The organism is Flagellimonas iocasae, from assembly GCF_042682725.1.
GTDB classification, from domain to species: Bacteria; Bacteroidota; Bacteroidia; order Flavobacteriales; family Flavobacteriaceae; genus Flagellimonas; species Flagellimonas iocasae.
In genome coordinates this window covers 1-16,920 of the sequence record NZ_JBHUHU010000004.1, presented here as the reverse complement: position 1 = coordinate 16,920, position 16,920 = coordinate 1, and the positions used below count along the sequence as shown (strand labels likewise).

Here is a 16,920-nt window from a genome sequence, read left to right as displayed (position 1 = left end):
CAAAAGAATACGACGATGATAGCAATCTATAAAAAAGACCAAATCTTATATACCATCGCAGATCAAGAGCTGGATGCCGATGATGGGGCGACCTTAGTCAAGGCCCTGAATGAACATTTGAAAAGCAATGAACTGCCCGCTTGGTATATGGAAATGGAGCCTCGCAAAAAAGGAGTGAAGAAAAGCAGCGGTGAGAGGTTGGATATTTCCTTTCCCGAAGAAGCACGGCTTAAGAAAATAGCCTTGGTGGGCGAAAAAACATGGCAAGAACGGTTTACCGAATCGCTATTGCCGTTTAGTGAAGCCCACATAAAATATTTCGGACCTGAAGATGGAAACATGGCCAACAACTGGCTCGAACAAACAAGCAATAGCAATAGTAACTGAAACATGAATCTTTAAATCTAGAAAATTATGATGGACGATTGGTATTTTGGGGGAATGCACTGGATATGGTGGGGGTTATGGATAATCCTCATCTTCTGGATATTCCTGATTCCCTACCCCACACCGGGACAGAAAAACAGAAAGGACAGGGCAATGGAAGCCCTGAGGGAGCGGTACGCCCGCGGCGAAATCGACGAAGAGGAGTTTGAGAAACGCAAGACGTTCCTGTTAAAGGACAAAAAATAACAGTGTTTTGCTTTTGACCGAACGACCATAACACCGTTATCTATGCAAAGAAGAAAAATAGGGATATGGCTTTTGGCAGGCTTTGCCTTTGGGGTCTTTATACTGCAACCCTTGGGCCTATCCCTTTTTCTCTTTGACCGGTCGGGCGATTCCGGTCACTGGCCAAGCTATCTTGGCGAGGCTTTTGAAACCGTATGGGGTTTTACCGATGTTGACCAAGTCCTTAAAAACCTGTTGTTCGGAATATTGGGAAGCAGCCTTGCCTTGATGGTCTTTTTCAGAAAAAAGATTTTTCAACTGAACAGGAAACGGATGGATGGGCAAACCCTGCTGGAACTCATTAAAAAAGGCGAGAATGATTTGGTGGAGTTCAAATCAAGTCTGCGATGGGATTTACGTCAATCCAAAGTGAATAAACAGTTGGAATTTGTAATTATCAAGACCATAGCGGGTTTTATGAACACCAACGGTGGTAATTTGCTTATAGGAGTAGACGATAACGGCAACATCCTCGGTCTAAACCAGGATTTTGACACCTTGAAAAAACCGGGTACAGATGGTTTTGAGCAATACCTGATGCAGTTGATATCTTTAAAATTGGGAACCCATTTATGTACGGCTGTAAATGTATCTTTTTACAGATATGGAGAAAATGACGTGTGCTACATAGAAATAGACCCGGCCAAAACACCAGTCTATCTAAGTCAAGACGGGAGGTCACGGTTTTATATTAGAACGGGCAACGGAACGCGCGAACTCGATTTGCCCGAAGCCATCTTGCACTTAGGAAAAGAGAAGGCGCTTTATAATTAAGAAAAGTAAGTGTAGGCCAATGGATATTTGCACATACAACGCACTAATATTTTAAATAGATTAATATAAAGATATACAAATATGTTACAGATAATAAACTTAGAACAAGAACATCTTATTGCCGCTAAAATCAGCGGGAAACTTACGGAAAAGGATATGGAAAAGATGCATCCGCTTATCCACAACATCATAGAAAAAGGGCATAAAGTGGATTTCTATTTTGAAATGGAAGATTTAAAAGGCTATACCCTTAAAGGCTTTTGGGAAGACCTAAAGATTGATTCGGCTCATTTGGGAGATTATGGCAAGATGGCCTTTGTGGGCAATAAAAAATGGCAGGAATGGGCCGCGAAGGCAACTGATTTTTTCATAAAGTCTGAAGTTAAATTTTTTGATAGTAAAAATAAAGAGCAGGCAATGACCTGGGTCTCAACAAAAGGATGAAAAAGAAAAAACTACAGCTACGGGAGCTAAAAGGGAAACAGTCCACTGTAATTTCAGCAACCGAAAAAAAGCTCAAAACCTATTTACCGGCAATTTTCAGCTTTGTGATGCTCATAGTTGGTATTGCCATTGACTATTTCGATGCCTTTCCTTTCTTTAAGGGATGGGTCAGGATTGTGTGGTACACGGTGGCTTACATCCCTGTTGGCTTTCCCGTCATCAAGGAGGGATGGGAAAGTATTAAAAATGGCGATTTCTTTACAGAATTTTTCCTGATGTCCATCGCAACCTTGGGAGCATTTGCCATAGGCGAATATCCAGAGGGCGTTGCCGTGATGTTGTTCTATGCCGTGGGCGAACTGTTCCAAAATGCTGCCGTAAACCGTGCCAAAGGAAACATTAGGGCACTTCTGGATGCACGACCGGACGAGGCATTGGTCTATCGTAATGGGGACTTCGTTTCCGTCAATCCCGAAACGGTCAATATTGGCGAGAAGATACAGGTACGGGTGGGCGAAAAAATCCCATTGGATGGCAAACTGCTATCAAACAAAGCATCGCTCAATACAGCTGCCATTACTGGCGAAAGCAAACCCGACACCATAACACAGAACGAAAAAGTCTTTGCGGGAAGCATCAATCTCGACGGTGTCATCGAAGTAGAAACCACCAAGAAATTCAAGGACAGTTCCATCGCCCGTATTCTGGAGATGGTACAGAATGCCACGGCCCGGAAATCAAAGACCGAATTATTTATTAGGAAGTTTGCACGGATTTATACGCCCATCGTGGTTTTCCTTGCTATCGGACTCACTTTGTTACCATACTTTTTTGTCGATGAATATGTGTTTAGGGATTGGCTATACCGAGCTTTAATTTTCTTGGTGATTTCCTGCCCTTGTGCCTTGGTCATTTCCATTCCACTGGGCTATTTCGGCGGTCTGGGTGCGGCATCGCGCAACGGAATCCTGTTCAAAGGTGCATCCTTTCTCGATGCAATGACCAAAGTGAATACTGTGGTGATGGACAAAACCGGAACCGTTACCAAAGGGGTCTTTAAGATTAAGGAAGTGATAAATACATCCGCTTTTGCGGAAGTGGAATTTATGAAATACCTGATGGCGATGGAAGAACAATCTACCCACCCCATTGCAAAGGCAATTCTGGAATACAAAGCGGACGGTACTGATTTTAAGGCATCCGAAGTTTCTGAAGTTGCCGGTAAGGGATTAAAGGGCACAGTCAACCATAAGCAGGTCTTGGTCGGCAACAAAGCATTGATGACTTCCAATAGTGTTGATGTTCCACCTGAAACCGATGTGATAGTCGAATCTATAGTGATGGTCGCCATCGATGGAAAATTCGCAGGCTATGTGACCATTGCCGATGAACTTAAGGAAGACGCGCATCACACCATTCAACAGATTCGGGTGGCCGGAATAGCTAAAATCATAATGCTCTCTGGAGACAAGGATTCCATAACCCAACAAGTTGCCAAGGAACTGAATATTGATTGGGCCAAAGGCGGCTTGCTACCCGAAGATAAGCTCAACGAGGTCGAAAAGCTCAAGGAACAACCTGAATCCACGGTAGCATTTATGGGCGACGGCATCAACGATGCACCCGTGCTCGCAGCCAGTGATGTGGGTATTGCAATGGGTGGTTTGGGCAGCGATGTGGCCATAGAGACCGCAGACGTTATCATCCAGACCGACCAGCCGAGCAGGATGGCCCGAGGAATCCAAATTGGACGCTCAACACGCCGTATCGTATGGCAAAATATTGGTCTTACTTTTGGGGTAAAAGGGATTTTTCTCATTTTGGGTGCCATCGGTTTGGCTACGATGTGGGAGGCTGTGTTTGCCGATGTAGGTGTTTCGTTCGTTGCCATTCTCAATGCAATACGTTTGCAAAAAATGAATTGGAAATAGCAAAAATGTTAACCTTTAACAAATTACAAGCCCAAAACTGGATTAAATCTTAATTAACGATAACAAAACCATTAATAATATGAAAGACAAGGAAAAACACAGCAAAGACGATGGCCACAACCACGACCACGGCGGCATCTTCGGCAAAAACACCGAACTCTATTTTGCTATTTTAAGCGGGGTCACACTAATTACGGGTTTCCTATTGGAGAAATTTACCGGGGTTTCAGAAAACATTCCTTTTTGGCTCTATATTGCGGCCTACTTTTTCGGTGGCTATTTTACCTTGAAGGAGGCCATCGTCAAGATTTCCAAGGGCGGATTTGAAATCGATTTCCTGATGCTGGTCGCAGCTGCAGGAGCCGCCTATTTGGGCGAATGGGCAGAAGGTGCCTTGTTGCTGTTCCTGTTTAGTTTGGGTCACGCACTGGAAAACTATGCAATGGGCAAGGCCAAGAAATCCATTGCAGCGTTAACAGACCTTGCGCCTAAAACCGCACTATTAAAGAAGGATGACGATACCGTTGAAGTCGGTATAGAAGAGTTACAGATAGGTGATACTATCGTGGTACGCCCCAACAGTAAAATATCTGCTGATGGTGTTATTGTAAAGGGCAATAGTAGTATAGACCAGTCACCCATTACCGGGGAAAGCGTTCCAGTGGACAAAACACCAATAGAAAATCCCGATAAGGAATATACAGCAAAAAGCGATATTCCCGACGAGAACCGTGTATTTTCAGGAACTATCAATGGCAACAATACCCTCGAAATAAAGGTGATTAAAGAGGCAAAAGATTCTACCCTCAACCGCTTGGTCACTATGGTTCAAGAGGCCCAGGACCAAAAATCGCCCACACAATTATTGACAGACAAGTTTGAGCGGTACTACGTGCCATCGGTAATCTTATTGGTCATAGTATTAAATTTTGCTTTTTTGGTCATCGATGAAACGTGGAATGAAAGCCTGTACCGTTCCCTGGCGGTACTTGTGGCAGCCAGTCCTTGTGCCCTGGCCATTTCTACGCCATCTGCTGTATTGAGTGGTGTGGCAAGAGCAGCACGAGGCGGGGTTTTGATAAAAGGCGGTCGCCCCTTGGAAGACTTAGGGGTACTTACCGCTCTCGCTTTTGACAAAACGGGAACACTTACCGAAGGAAAACCAAAGCTTACCGACGTCGAAAGTTTTGGCAGTATAGATAAAAAGGAACTGTTGGAAATCGCGATTGCGGTTGAGGAACTGAGTGACCATCCCCTGGCAAAGGCTGTTGTAAGGGATGGGATGGAGCGGCTTGGGAAGGACACCAAAATTCCCGATGCCGATGATTTGGAAGCCGTACAGGGCAAGGGCATAAAGGCAAACTATCAAGGGAATTCCATTTACATAGGCAACCTTGAGCTTTTTGAGGATATTGATAAAGGTGTTCCCAGCGATGTATCAGAAAAGGTAAGAGCGCTTGAAGGGGAAGGAAAGACCACGATGCTAATAAAAAGGGGCAATGAATTTATAGGGATGCTGGGGCTAATGGACACGCCACGGGAAAAAGCCAAGGAAACCCTTGCCCAACTAAAGGAAATAGGCATCAAGAAAATGATAATGCTTACCGGCGACAACCAGAAAGTAGCCGACGCTGTAGCCGAGGAAATCGGTTTGACCGAAGCTCGCGGAAGTCTGCTTCCCGAAGAAAAAGTGGAGGCCATCAAAAAACTTGCGGAACAGGAAAATAAACTGGCAATGATAGGTGATGGGGTCAATGATGCCCCTGCTATGGCAAACAGTACCGTTGGTATTGCAATGGGTGCGGCGGGAAGCGACGTGGCTTTAGAGACCGCAGATATAGCACTAATGGCAGACAAACTGGAAACCTTGCCTTTTGCCATCGGTTTGAGCAGAAAAGCGAAGGCGATAATCAAGCAAAACTTATGGGTTAGCTTGGGGGTTGTTGCCCTTTTAATTCCTGCGACCATAATGAGCTGGGCAAGTATCGGCATAGCCGTGGCGGTTCACGAAGGCTCTACGTTGGTAGTGGTGGTCAATGCATTGCGTTTGCTCGCCTATAAAAAATAAATCCAATAAAGGAGATTGCCTTTGAATCAAGATTAAAAAATGAACAAAACGGAAAAAATATTGTCAAGTCACGGTATTCGCCCTACTCAAATGAGGTCCAAGATATACAGGTATCTGAGAAGGAAGCAAAGTGCCGTGTCCTTTTCCGATTTAAAAAAGGTCTTTGCCGAAAAGAGCGAAACCAATAAGACAGCAAACAGAACGACCTTTTATCGCAACCTTAAGATTTTTGAGGAGAAGGGACTTATTCATCAGATTAATGATGGAACCGGAGTGGCAAAATTTGCAATTTCTGATGAAAACGTTAAAGGTAAATATGGTTCGGATTTACATCTGCATTTTCATTGTACCGAATGTAAGAAAACAATCTGTTTGCCAAATAAAATACCGGAAGAAAGTTTACCAAGTGATTATAAAATAAACGATGTCAACTTGGTATTAAAAGGGATATGCGTGAAATGTAAGGAAAAATAACAGGTGGGAGTTCCAGAACTTTGAACCCTTGCGCCCAAGAGGCAAGTTCAAGGTTCTTCCACCTTATTTAACCAAAAAAATACAATTATGGAAAAATATGATATAACAATTATTGGTTCCGGTCCAGGTGGCTACATGTGTGCCATACGTGCTGCACAACTGGGCTTTAAAGTGGCCATAATCGAAAGGTACAGTACCCTTGGCGGCACTTGCCTTAACGTGGGTTGTATCCCTTCAAAAGCCTGGCTGGAAGCATCGGAACATTACCACAAGCTCAAACACCAATTCGAGGATTTCGGCATTGATGTCAAGGAGGCGAATGTAGATATTGTAAAAATGAACCAAAGGGTTCAAGACGTCGTGGGGGAAATCATCAACGGGGTAGCCTACCTGATGAAAAAGAACAAGGTTACCGTTTATGAAGGCCACGGAAACATCAAGGACAAAAACACCATTGAAATTAAGGGCGAGGACAAAACACAAACCATAGAAACCGATAAAATGGTCATCGCCACCGGGTCAAAACCTGCATCCTTGCCCAACATAGAAATAGATAAAAAAAGGATTATTTCCTCTACGGAAGCGCTTGCCCTTAAAGAAATCCCCAAACACTTGATGGTCGTTGGAGGTGGTGTCATTGGGGTCGAGATAGGTTCGGTTTTCGCCAGGTTAGGTTCAAAGGTTTCCATCGTAGAGTATTTTGATGGGCTTATTTATACAATGGACAAATCCGTAGGGCATCAATTGTACAGGTCCCTAAGAAAACAAGATATCGAGTTCTATCTGGAACACAAGGTCACAAAAGCTGTGGCAGCAGATGATAAAGTAACCCTTACGGCACAGAACAGGAAAGACGACAAGGAAATGCAGTTGGAAGGCGACTATTGCCTGATGGCCATTGGGAGAAAACCTTTTACATCAGGCTTGGGCCTTGCAAACGTGGGAGTGGAAACCAACGAAAAAGGACAAATAAAAGTAGACGATAACCTGGAAACCAATGTAAAAGGGGTCTATGCCATTGGAGATGTAGTCCGAGGTGCGATGCTCGCCCATAAGGCCAGTGAAGAAGGTGTTTTTGTGGCCGAACGCATTGCGGGACAAAAGCCGCACATCAATTATTCCCTCATACCAAACATTGTCTATACACAGCCCGAAGTAGCCGGCGTGGGACTTACCGAAGAGGAACTTAAAGAAGCAGGAAGGGCTATAAAAACGGGCACGTTTCCCTTTAAGGCCAATGCACGGGCCAAGATAAGTATGGACACCGATGGCTTTATAAAAGTGATTGCAGACAAGGAAACCGATGAAATTTTGGGCGTTCATATGATAGGTCCGCGCATAGCCGATAGTTATACGGAAGCTGTCGTGGCGATGGAATTCAGGGCAGCGGCAGAGGATATTGCCAGAATGTCCCACGGACACCCCACATTTTCAGAAACCTTTAAGGAAGCCTGCTTGGCTGCTACCGAAGACAGGGCGTTGCATATATAAAATTATAAAAAAAACGAAGATGAAGAAAATTCAAAAACTAACCCAAGAAATCAACGAATTGACCCTAAGGATTGAACACGAATATCCCGAACTCTATCGGTATTTGGATGAGAACCCCATAACGATTCCCGTAGATGATGAAGCAAAACCGACCATTAAATCGTTCGCTGATTATTTGGAGAGCTTAAAATCGATTTTGGAAAAATATATGGAATCCCATAGTAAGTAAAGATTTAAAAGACCAAACGTAGAATTTAATACAGATTATTTAAATGTCCACTATAAACAAAAGCACTTTTAAGGTAAGTCAAATGGATTGCCCTTCAGAAGAACAGATGATACGGATGAAACTGGAGTCAAATCCTCAAATCAAATATCTGGACTTTGACATTCCGAATAGGAAATTAGATGTGTACCATCAAGGGAATGCCCAAGAAATAAACGTGGAATTGGGTGCATTAAAGTTGGGGGAAAAACTTTTGGGAACAGAAAAGGCGGAAGCACCTAATACTGAAGATGAGACCAAACAAAAGAAGATACTCTGGTGGGTCTTGTACATCAATTTTGGTTTTTTTGTTATCGAAATGACTACGGGTTGGATTTCTTCCTCGATGGGTCTAATTGCCGATTCACTGGATATGCTGGCCGATTCCATTGTATATGCATTGAGCCTTTTTGCCGTAGGCGGCGCTATTTCCAGAAAAAAGAAAGTGGCGAAATTCAGTGGCTATTTTCAGATGGCGTTGGCCCTGCTGGGATTTTCGGAAGTCGTGAGAAGGTTTTTGAGTAGTAGCGAAACCCCTTTGTTCCAATGGATGATTATCGTTTCCATTTTCGCCCTTATCGGCAACCTCGTTTCCCTATGGTTGATAAACAAGGCCAAAAGCAAGGAAGCGCATATGCAGGCAAGTGCCATCTTTACCTCAAACGACATTATTGTGAACGGCGGGGTAATACTGGCAGGGGTGCTGGTTTATTTTTTAGACAGTAAATGGCCCGATTTGGTCATAGGCGGTATTGTATTTGCCTTTGTGATGCGTGGGGCCATTAGAATTTTAAAATTGTCCAAATAACGTATTGGGAAGAAAAGAAATAGCAAAAGAAAGATTTTGGAAAGGAATCCAAATGCCATATCCCGAATAGGACTCAAAACTACCCTCGTAGGTATTTTGATCAGTGCATTATTGGCATTGATCAAAGGTTTGGGCGGGGTGTTCGGGCATTCTTATGCCCTTATTGCCGATGCGATCGAATCCGGGGCGGATGTGCTGACATCCGCACTATTATGGGCCGGGTTGAGATGGTCGTCAAGGCCACCGGATGAAAACCATCCCTACGGACACGGTAAGATAGAGGCCCTGGTGGCGGTGGGTATTGCCATAGCCCTAACCATTGCAGGTGGTATAATCATAAGGGACAGCATCGACCATATTCTGGTACCCCACAAAACTCCTGCACCCTTCACACTCTTCATACTGGTATTTGTTGTCCTCACGAAAGAGGCGTTGTATCGCTATGTCATGAAAACAGGTGATGAAATCAATAGTTCGGCCGTCAAGGCCGATGCATTTCACCATAGGAGTGATGCCATTACGTCGATAGCCGCTTTTATAGGGATTTCCATAGCATTGATCGGTGGCGAAGGGTTTGAGATAGCGGATGATTTCGCGGCACTCATTGCAGCGGGCATTATTCTGTTCAATGCCTATAAAATAGCTAGGTCATCGGTAAGGGAGTTGCTGGACGAAGCTGTGGAGCCCGAATTTCGAAATGAGGTTATCCGACTGGCCGAAGCCGTTCCTGAAGTGGTAAGGGTAGAGCGCTGCCATTCCCGAAAGATGGGAACGGCCTTTCATATCGATATGCATATTTGGATCGATGGGGAATTAACTGTGACCGAGGGCCATGATATTGCACACAAAGTAAAGGAGAGATTGTTCAGGTCATATTCCGAGATACTTGACGTGCACATCCATATCGAACCTAGCAAAGAGAGAAATGTTAAAATGACAGAATTATGAACATATGGCCATGGGTACTCGTTTTGGGCCTAGCGGCCTGGGCAGCACACTGGGGTGCGGATCGATTGTTGACTCCTTTAAAGTTGCTCCGCAAGCAATGGGGGCTTACCGCATCCGCTGGAGCCGCTTTTCTTGCCCTTGTAACGGCCAGTCCTGAAGTTGCCATCAATATAACCAGTGCGGCACGGGACGTTTCCGATATTGGCCTGGGCAACTTATTGGGTTCCAATATTATTTCCATTCCCTTGATGGTGACCATAGCTTATTTTGCTTCCAGGAAACAATTCAAGAACAACAAGGAACATCAAGAACATCTTGATAAAAACATTCTGGCGTTGAACAAACGTTCGGTTTCCGTACTGTCCCTTCCTTATCTGGGCATTATCGCCCTTGTGGCCATTTTAACTCTGCCAAAGCCCTGGCGTGGCCTGCAACCTGTGGACGGGTGGATTATGCTGGCGGCCTATGCTGCGTTCTTGACCCACGCAATCATAAAAGGCAAGGAAAAGGGCAAAAAAGTAGAATGGAACAAAAAACAGGTCTGGTTATCGATTGCCGGGGCCTTTGCGATAGCAGTTGGCGCTTTTTTCATAGTGAAGGCGACCGAAAATATTGTTTCTGCCCTAAATATTTCTGAAATCGTGGGAGGCCTTTTCATCACGGGCATAATGACCACGGCACCGGAAATATTCAAGACCTGGAGCGTGGTAAAAGGGGGCGAGGTGACAGCGGGCACCACCAGTGTTATTGCAGACAATGCCGTAACGATGACGGTGGCATTTTTTCCGCTGGCTTTGGTAACCACCCCCATTGAGGACTTTGAACTGTTCTGGGTCAACCTGGCCTTTGTCGGGCTTATGCCACTGCTTTACACACTATTTGTGCATCAAAGCAAGGAACTGCACGGTTTCTCTCGTTGGCAGATTTTTGTATTTGATGCGGCATATATAGTTTATTTACTGGTCATGGTTTTTTACGTGTTGAAACTTTTTTGATAGATGAAAGACGAACTTTTTAAAGATTGCTCGATGAGGCTCAATATGCTGGATGAAAACATCCACAAATTGGCCGTAAAGTATGCTAAAGAATACTATACGACAAACCAATGCTCCAAGGAGGAAGCCCTTGAACGCGGCATTGTAAAAGCAGAGATGGAAGGGCGAAAGCTCTAAAAAAAGTATACAATATGGACTGGACATTTGAAGATTTCAAAACAAAACTTGATGGCCTACAGCCGTCAGTTCGGAAGAAGGCCCTCAAAATTGCACAAGAATTGGTAAAGGAGAATGGGTATTCTCGTGAGAAGGCCATTACGGAGGGAATCAAACGTGCAGAAGAATGGTTTTATGACCTTAGGGGATAGCATTGGTGCGTTGATTTTAGTAAAGCACAGTATAATATGTCACGGGAAAGAAGAAAGCGGAGACTAGAGGAAAAAAAGGGGAATTCAATAAACAGGAAAGTAAGAACCAGAAAGGAGAAAGGGTATTGCTTGTTGGTTTTTGTGGCAATGTTCCTTGCGGTGCTGACAATTGCCTTTTTAGATGCCATTCTATATGGTTTTTACCTGCTTTTCAATTGAATAATTAAACCTAAAAAGAAAGATTAATGAAGTCAAATCAATAAAAACAAAATGATATGAAAGATAAAGGAATTTTAATACCCGTAGATTTCACACAGGTTTCAGAAAATGCGGTGAGCTACGCAATTGGGCTAGCACAAAAATTGAAATCAAAACTGGTTTTTGTCCACGCCTATTCAGTGGCATATCCATCCGGTACGCCCATCGGGATGGCAACTATGGCACACAATGTAACAGATACCACAGCATCACAAGAAAAACTCAATAAAGAAAAATTGGATAAGTTTCTAAGAGGCTTTCCTGAACTGGACAAGTTGGAATTTCAAGCAATTGTCGGTTTCGGGGCAACGGTCGATGTGATTTCTGGCCTGGCTAAGGAAATGAATACCAGTCTTGTCGTTATGGGTACCAAGGGCACGGCTTCGGGATTTGATGAAATTTTTATTGGAACCGTTACCGAAAAGGTGACACAAAAGGCGCCTTGTCCAGTACTGGCCGTACCTGAAGATGCCAGCTATACTGCATATAAGCGTATCGGGGTCGCAGTGGATACGGATAGTATGGATAATAGAATAGATTTTGAAATATTGTCCAGATTATTGCAAAACTATAATGCACAGTTGCACTTTGTACATATAGCGGACAAACAGGAAAGAGTGCCGGAGAAAGCATTTATTCGTGAAAGATTTGGCAAACTTCTTGTACCTAAGCAATGGTTCTTTACAGTTATCGAGGAAGACAAACCCGAAGAGGGTATCGATGAATTTTTGACTGAAACCCCAATAGACCTATTGGTTTTGCTTTACAGGGAACACGGATTTTTTGAGGCACTTTTCAAAAAGGGGCTAAGAAAAAAAATGCTGTATGCCTCCAAGGCCCCACTGCTGATAGTTAAGTAGCTTTTCTACCTATGTGATACTCTAGTAAATATTAGGTATAGCTTACTATGCGAAATTATCGTGCTCATTCTGGGCGCAGGTGGATTGGCTACCATGTGGGAAGCAGTCTTTGCGGATGTGGGCGTGGCGTTATTGGCGATTTTTAATGCGGTGCGGTTGCAGCGGATGAAGTGGGCATAAGCCCATAGTAAATATCGAAATATAAATTTTCATTCTGGCCAACCGACATTTCCCACAGTACGGGATTTTCATAATTAAATCAACAAACCCTTTAAGGTTTAACCACTTCTTTATTGAAGAATTTTACATCTATATTTAGACTTATCTAAAAATATATTTTATTTGGAATAAATATCATTATAGTAATGTCTAAAATCATTCATTTCTTTATTGGCCTGTCTTTAATCGCTCTATTTGGCTGTGAAAATTTGGGTCCGGAAGAACCTATGGAATTTGAGCTGTTGGACGGGCCATTGGACGGATTGTCCTTAAGCGAGCAACAACTGTTTTTAGCAGGGGATATAGCTTTTAACGATGATGTTTTCACGGTTGAAAAAGGTCTTGGCCCCTTGTTTGTTGGCACCAGCTGTGCAAGTTGCCATTCAGGGGATGGCAAGGGTCATCCTTTCAATCAACTAATCAGATTCGGTAACAATGACTTGAACTTACCCTCGATGTTATCCTTCGGTGATGGCAGGAACCAAATTCAAAATAAAGCCATACCGGGTTTTGAACCGGAGACCGTGCCTGAAGGCTTCCCATTTTCCATTTTGGTCGCTCCGGCGGTAACGGGATTGGGTTTGTTGGATGCTGTCCCTGACGCGAATATTTTGGCTCTCGCAGACCCTTCTGATGCAAATCAAGACGGTATTAGTGGAAGACCTCACTACAATATTCCTCCTGAATTCACCAAGATTCGGAATAATAGTGTTCCCCAGGGCAACAATTATATCTTCAGGTTTGGAAAGAAAGCGGGTAGTTATGATTTGTTGCACCAAAGCGTCAGCGCATATAACCAGGACATAGGGATTACATCTCTTTATGACCCCATTGACCCGTTCAGTGGACTTGAAGAGGATCTTGAAATTAGTACCCAAACCTTGAACGATGTCGTTTTCTACCTTAAAACCTTAAAAGCACCAATTCCCAGAAATCAAACAGACCCCGATGTCATTGCTGGAAAAGAACTCTTTGAATCGGTACAATGTGCTGTCTGTCACACACCCACGTTGACCACAGGATTTTCCCCAATTGAATCGTTATCCTTTAAGGAATTTCATCCCTACTCGGATTTGTTGTTACATGATGGAAGGGCTTCGAGTATTGAGGAGGCCATTGAATTGCACGGCGGTGAGGCCGATAATTCAAAAGCCCAGTATTTGTCCCTGACCCCAAAAGAAAAATCACAACTGATAAAATTCATTAATTCCCTATAAGTGCATAGAAAAGATTTTATTAAACAATTTGGATATCTGATAGCAGTCCTGCCAGCTTCCTCCGCTTTACTCGGTAGTTGCGCAGGCCTGTATTATGCATCCTTCGTTGAAGAAGGGGGAGTGCTACGAGTTTCAAAGGGGGAGTTTCAACAGGTGAAAGGGGGAAAGCAGATTGAACGTGATTTTGTGGTCATCCAGAGCGATTCCATGCGATACCCCATCGGAATATTCAAAACACAAAACAGTAATTATCTGGCCAGTTTGATGCAATGTACCCATAGGGGCTGTGAACTCAACATTGGCGGCGGCATATTCAACTGTCCATGTCATGGCAGTGAGTTCGACCGTTCAGGCAGGGTTTTAGAAGGGCCGGCCGAAGAAAACCTAAAATCATTTGAAACAACCGCCGATAATGAAAATATCTATGTGCATGGTTCGTAAAATATATGCAGCCCTTGCTTTAATGAACATTTACGTTTTAACCCTTAGCTCGCAAACTAGCGACAGGGACAGTATTAAGGAATCGATGAATATGGATGCGGTTTATGACCGTCCTTTTCTAACTTTCGATAAATTTCCAGTCAATCTGGGCGGTTATCTAGAGGCGAACTCAATCTACAGTATTGAGGACGGATTGTCCGAGGGGCTTTCTTTTCAGGCCCGAAGATTGACCCTTTTTGTCTCGGCTTCTATTTCAAAGCGCATTAAGTTTTTGACCGAATTGGAATTTGAAAACGGGACAGAGGAAATTGCCATTGAATTCGCCTCCATGGACATTGCTTTGCACCCCTTGTTGAACCTTAGGGGAGGCATCGTACTGAATCCAATAGGTTCCTTTAATCAAAATCACGACGGACCAAAATGGGAGTTTGTCGAGCGGCCAGATGTCAGCACCAATTTGTTGCCCGCCACTTTCTCCAATGCCGGATTTGGGATATATGGAAAGGCATATAAGGAAGCTTGGACCTTGGGCTATGAAGCATACCTCACCAATGGCTTTGATACAAGCATTATAGATAAAGAGGGAGAAAGAACATTTTTGGCTTCGGTCAAGGAGAATTCCTCGCGATTCGAGGAGAATTTTAGCGGAAATGCGCTCCTCAATGGAAAGTTGGCCATTAAGCATAGAAAATTAGGGGAATTGGGCATTTCTTATATGGGTGGGGCCTACAATAGGAAAGAAGTTGACGGGCTTCAGGTTGATACACAATCAGGGAGGGTAGATGTTCTTGCCCTGGATTTAAATACTGCCATTAAAAAAACGGGGACAAGGTTTATCGGTGAAATGGCCTACATATGGGTCGATGTTCCGGACACTTTTACCCAGCAGTTTGGTGATCGGCAAGTTGGTTTTTTTGTGGATATTGTCCAACCGGTACTAAAGACCGAAGTATTGGACTGGGAAAATGCCGTACTCAACCTGTCGCTCAGAACGGATTATGTGGACTACAACATTGGCAGGTTTGCCCAGACCAATACGAATGTTGGGGATGATTTATTCGCAATTACACCTGCAATAAGCTTTAGGCCCGCACCACAGACCGTTCTAAGGATCAACTACAGATACCAGTGGCAACAGGATATTCTCAACAATCCTGCCTCAAGAACGGCCACATGGTATTTTGGATTCAGCACCTATTTTTAATAAAATATTTTACATAGCTACTTTGATTTAATATCGGGTAGAATGTATTTAAGTAAAGTGTAATTTTGGAAGAGCAATGGTGGAGAATATTATTTTAGTATTTGCTTAAATAATTATATTTTTTTCAAAAACAATACTATGGCACTTGAATTAAGTTGAGCACGCGACGAGGCCGACCAAAAGCAGCTAATACGTTGTCGCGAAACCTTGGGAACAAACTCAGAGACAATTGTCGAAATCAGCAAAGTGCTAGCCCTGGCCGGTAACGAAACTCGGTTAAAGATACTTTTCTGGTTGAACGAGGAAGGTGAGCTTTGTCCCTGTGATTTTGCCGATATACTTGAAATGAGCGGTGGAAGCGGATGAACGATCGATCTATTCCCAATCTTCCCATATTCCCGGGAGGGTGGAACGGCTAATGGTCAATTTTACAGGGGAGTACATCAAGCAGGGGCAGATCATCGCCTATATTTATTCCCCTGACCTGGTCACTGCACAAGAGGAACTTTTTGAAGCAAGAAAGGTGGCGGACACCCAACCGCAGTTTTTTAATGCCGCCAAGGAAAAATTAAAAAACTGGAAGCTTTCCGACAACCAAATCGCACAGATACTTCAATCCGGGACCGTTAAGGAGGAATTGCCGATACATGCCGATGTTTCAGGCTACGTTACCGAAAAAATGGTAAACCTTGGCGACTATGTCAACAAGGGCAAGGCATTATATCAAATTGCCAACCTGAACAGCGTTTGGGTATTGTTCGATATTTATGAGTCCGACATGCCCTGGGTAAGGAAAGGCGACGAAGTGGTCTTTACCATACCCTCCCTCCCGGGCGAAAACTTCAAAGGCAGGATTTCCTATATCGACCCGGTGATCAATCCCATGACTAGGGTTGCCAAGGCCAGAATCGAGATCGGGAACGCCGGTTTAAGGTTAAAGCCGGAAATGTTCGCTTCCGGAACCGTAAAAGCAAAACAGCCCATTGCATCAGAAGCGATAACCATTCCTAAGTCGGCAGTGATGTGGACCGGGGAACGTTCTGTGGTATACATCAAGAATACCACATCCAATGGGGTGAATTTTGTGTTGCGCGATGTCACCTTGGGACCATCGTTGGGAAATGGTTTCATTGTCAAGGAGGGGCTGCAAGAAGGGGATGAGATCGCGGTAAACGGGACCTTTAGTATCGACGCGGCGGCCCAATTGGCCGGGAAACCGAGCATGATGAATCCTGAAGGTGGGCCCGCCATGACGGGACATAACCACGGAGGCATGAAGATGGGGGATGACAAGGGTACAGGCGGTAGCGATCATTCGGAAATGGATATGGGGGATCCCGGCTTGGAAAACAAAACAGACCATTCTGATATGAACCAGCGAATGACGGCGACAGCGACTTTTAAAAACCAATTAAAACAGGTGTTGAGCGCCTACTTGGAGTTAAAGGATGCGCTTGTCAATGATAATGCCGCCAAGTCCAAT

20 protein-coding genes are annotated in these 16,920 nt (G+C 44.0%); all 20 read left to right on the top strand.

Features of this window, described 5'->3' with window-relative positions; genetic code table 11:
• Positions 1-15: 15 nt before the first annotated feature.
• A complete protein-coding gene (locus ACFSJE_RS13860; protein WP_036383464.1) occupies positions 16-387 on the top strand; it encodes a SpoIIAA family protein in 372 nt (123 codons plus the stop codon).
• A 27-nt stretch (positions 388-414) separates the two neighbouring features.
• Positions 415-633, top strand: coding sequence for an SHOCT domain-containing protein (locus ACFSJE_RS13855; protein ID WP_036383466.1), 219 nt, complete (start codon positions 415-417; stop codon positions 631-633).
• 42 nt (positions 634-675) lie between these two features.
• The gene (locus ACFSJE_RS13850) at positions 676-1,446 is read left to right on the top strand and encodes an AlbA family DNA-binding domain-containing protein (protein ID WP_036383468.1); all 771 of its coding nucleotides are present in this window, start codon (positions 676-678) and stop codon (positions 1,444-1,446) included.
• 81 nt (positions 1,447-1,527) lie between these two features.
• Complete coding sequence (locus tag ACFSJE_RS13845; RefSeq protein WP_036383471.1) at positions 1,528-1,890, top strand: SpoIIAA family protein; 363 nt, start codon at positions 1,528-1,530, stop codon at positions 1,888-1,890.
• On the top strand, positions 1,887-3,821 hold the full coding sequence (locus ACFSJE_RS13840; protein ID WP_036383473.1) for a heavy metal translocating P-type ATPase: 1,935 nt from the start codon (positions 1,887-1,889) through the stop codon (positions 3,819-3,821). Before ACFSJE_RS13845 ends, ACFSJE_RS13840 begins: the two co-directional genes overlap by 4 nt.
• A gap of 79 nt (positions 3,822-3,900) precedes the next feature.
• Positions 3,901-5,889: a heavy metal translocating P-type ATPase gene (locus tag ACFSJE_RS13835; RefSeq protein WP_051947305.1), complete on the top strand. Its 1,989-nt coding sequence runs from the start codon at positions 3,901-3,903 to the stop codon at positions 5,887-5,889.
• Between the two features lie 39 nt (positions 5,890-5,928).
• The gene (locus ACFSJE_RS13830; protein WP_036383475.1) at positions 5,929-6,363 is read left to right on the top strand and encodes a Fur family transcriptional regulator; all 435 of its coding nucleotides are present in this window, start codon (positions 5,929-5,931) and stop codon (positions 6,361-6,363) included.
• An 87-nt stretch (positions 6,364-6,450) separates the two neighbouring features.
• Positions 6,451-7,854: a dihydrolipoyl dehydrogenase gene (lpdA, locus tag ACFSJE_RS13825; RefSeq protein ID WP_036383477.1), complete on the top strand. Its 1,404-nt coding sequence runs from the start codon at positions 6,451-6,453 to the stop codon at positions 7,852-7,854.
• Positions 7,855-7,873: 19 nt separating this feature from the next.
• Positions 7,874-8,083: a hypothetical protein gene (locus ACFSJE_RS13820; RefSeq protein WP_036383480.1), complete on the top strand. Its 210-nt coding sequence runs from the start codon at positions 7,874-7,876 to the stop codon at positions 8,081-8,083.
• 43 nt (positions 8,084-8,126) lie between these two features.
• Positions 8,127-8,927, top strand: coding sequence for a cation efflux transmembrane domain-containing protein (locus ACFSJE_RS13815; protein WP_036383482.1), 801 nt, complete (start codon positions 8,127-8,129; stop codon positions 8,925-8,927).
• Positions 8,928-8,963: 36 nt separating this feature from the next.
• Entirely contained in the window at positions 8,964-9,875 is a 912-nt protein-coding gene (locus ACFSJE_RS13810; protein ID WP_081894367.1) for a cation diffusion facilitator family transporter, read from the top strand.
• Entirely contained in the window at positions 9,872-10,870 is a 999-nt protein-coding gene (locus ACFSJE_RS13805) for a sodium:calcium antiporter (RefSeq protein ID WP_036383486.1), read from the top strand. Before ACFSJE_RS13810 ends, ACFSJE_RS13805 begins: the two co-directional genes overlap by 4 nt.
• 3 nt (positions 10,871-10,873) lie before the next feature.
• Positions 10,874-11,047, top strand: coding sequence for a hypothetical protein (locus ACFSJE_RS13800; RefSeq protein ID WP_164732281.1), 174 nt, complete (start codon positions 10,874-10,876; stop codon positions 11,045-11,047).
• A 14-nt stretch (positions 11,048-11,061) separates the two neighbouring features.
• On the top strand, positions 11,062-11,238 hold the full coding sequence (locus ACFSJE_RS13795) for a hypothetical protein (protein WP_162987829.1): 177 nt from the start codon (positions 11,062-11,064) through the stop codon (positions 11,236-11,238).
• Between the two features lie 275 nt (positions 11,239-11,513).
• On the top strand, positions 11,514-12,356 hold the full coding sequence (locus ACFSJE_RS13790; protein WP_036383490.1) for a universal stress protein: 843 nt from the start codon (positions 11,514-11,516) through the stop codon (positions 12,354-12,356).
• A gap of 365 nt (positions 12,357-12,721) precedes the next feature.
• The gene (locus ACFSJE_RS13785) at positions 12,722-13,792 is read left to right on the top strand and encodes a di-heme oxidoredictase family protein (protein ID WP_051947306.1); all 1,071 of its coding nucleotides are present in this window, start codon (positions 12,722-12,724) and stop codon (positions 13,790-13,792) included.
• Positions 13,793-14,233, top strand: a complete 441-nt coding sequence (locus ACFSJE_RS13780) for a QcrA and Rieske domain-containing protein (protein ID WP_036383492.1) — start codon at positions 13,793-13,795, stop codon at positions 14,231-14,233.
• Positions 14,223-15,437, top strand: coding sequence for a hypothetical protein (locus ACFSJE_RS13775; RefSeq protein WP_225604827.1), 1,215 nt, complete (start codon positions 14,223-14,225; stop codon positions 15,435-15,437). The genes ACFSJE_RS13780 and ACFSJE_RS13775 overlap by 11 nt, the downstream gene beginning before the upstream one ends.
• 246 nt (positions 15,438-15,683) lie before the next feature.
• The gene (locus ACFSJE_RS13770) at positions 15,684-15,803 is read left to right on the top strand and encodes an ArsR family transcriptional regulator (protein WP_231562679.1); all 120 of its coding nucleotides are present in this window, start codon (positions 15,684-15,686) and stop codon (positions 15,801-15,803) included.
• Positions 15,790-16,920, top strand: a 1,131-nt coding sequence (locus tag ACFSJE_RS13765) for an efflux RND transporter periplasmic adaptor subunit (protein ID WP_379831574.1), incomplete at its 3' end; no start/stop codon positions are given. The genes ACFSJE_RS13770 and ACFSJE_RS13765, both read left to right, overlap by 14 nt.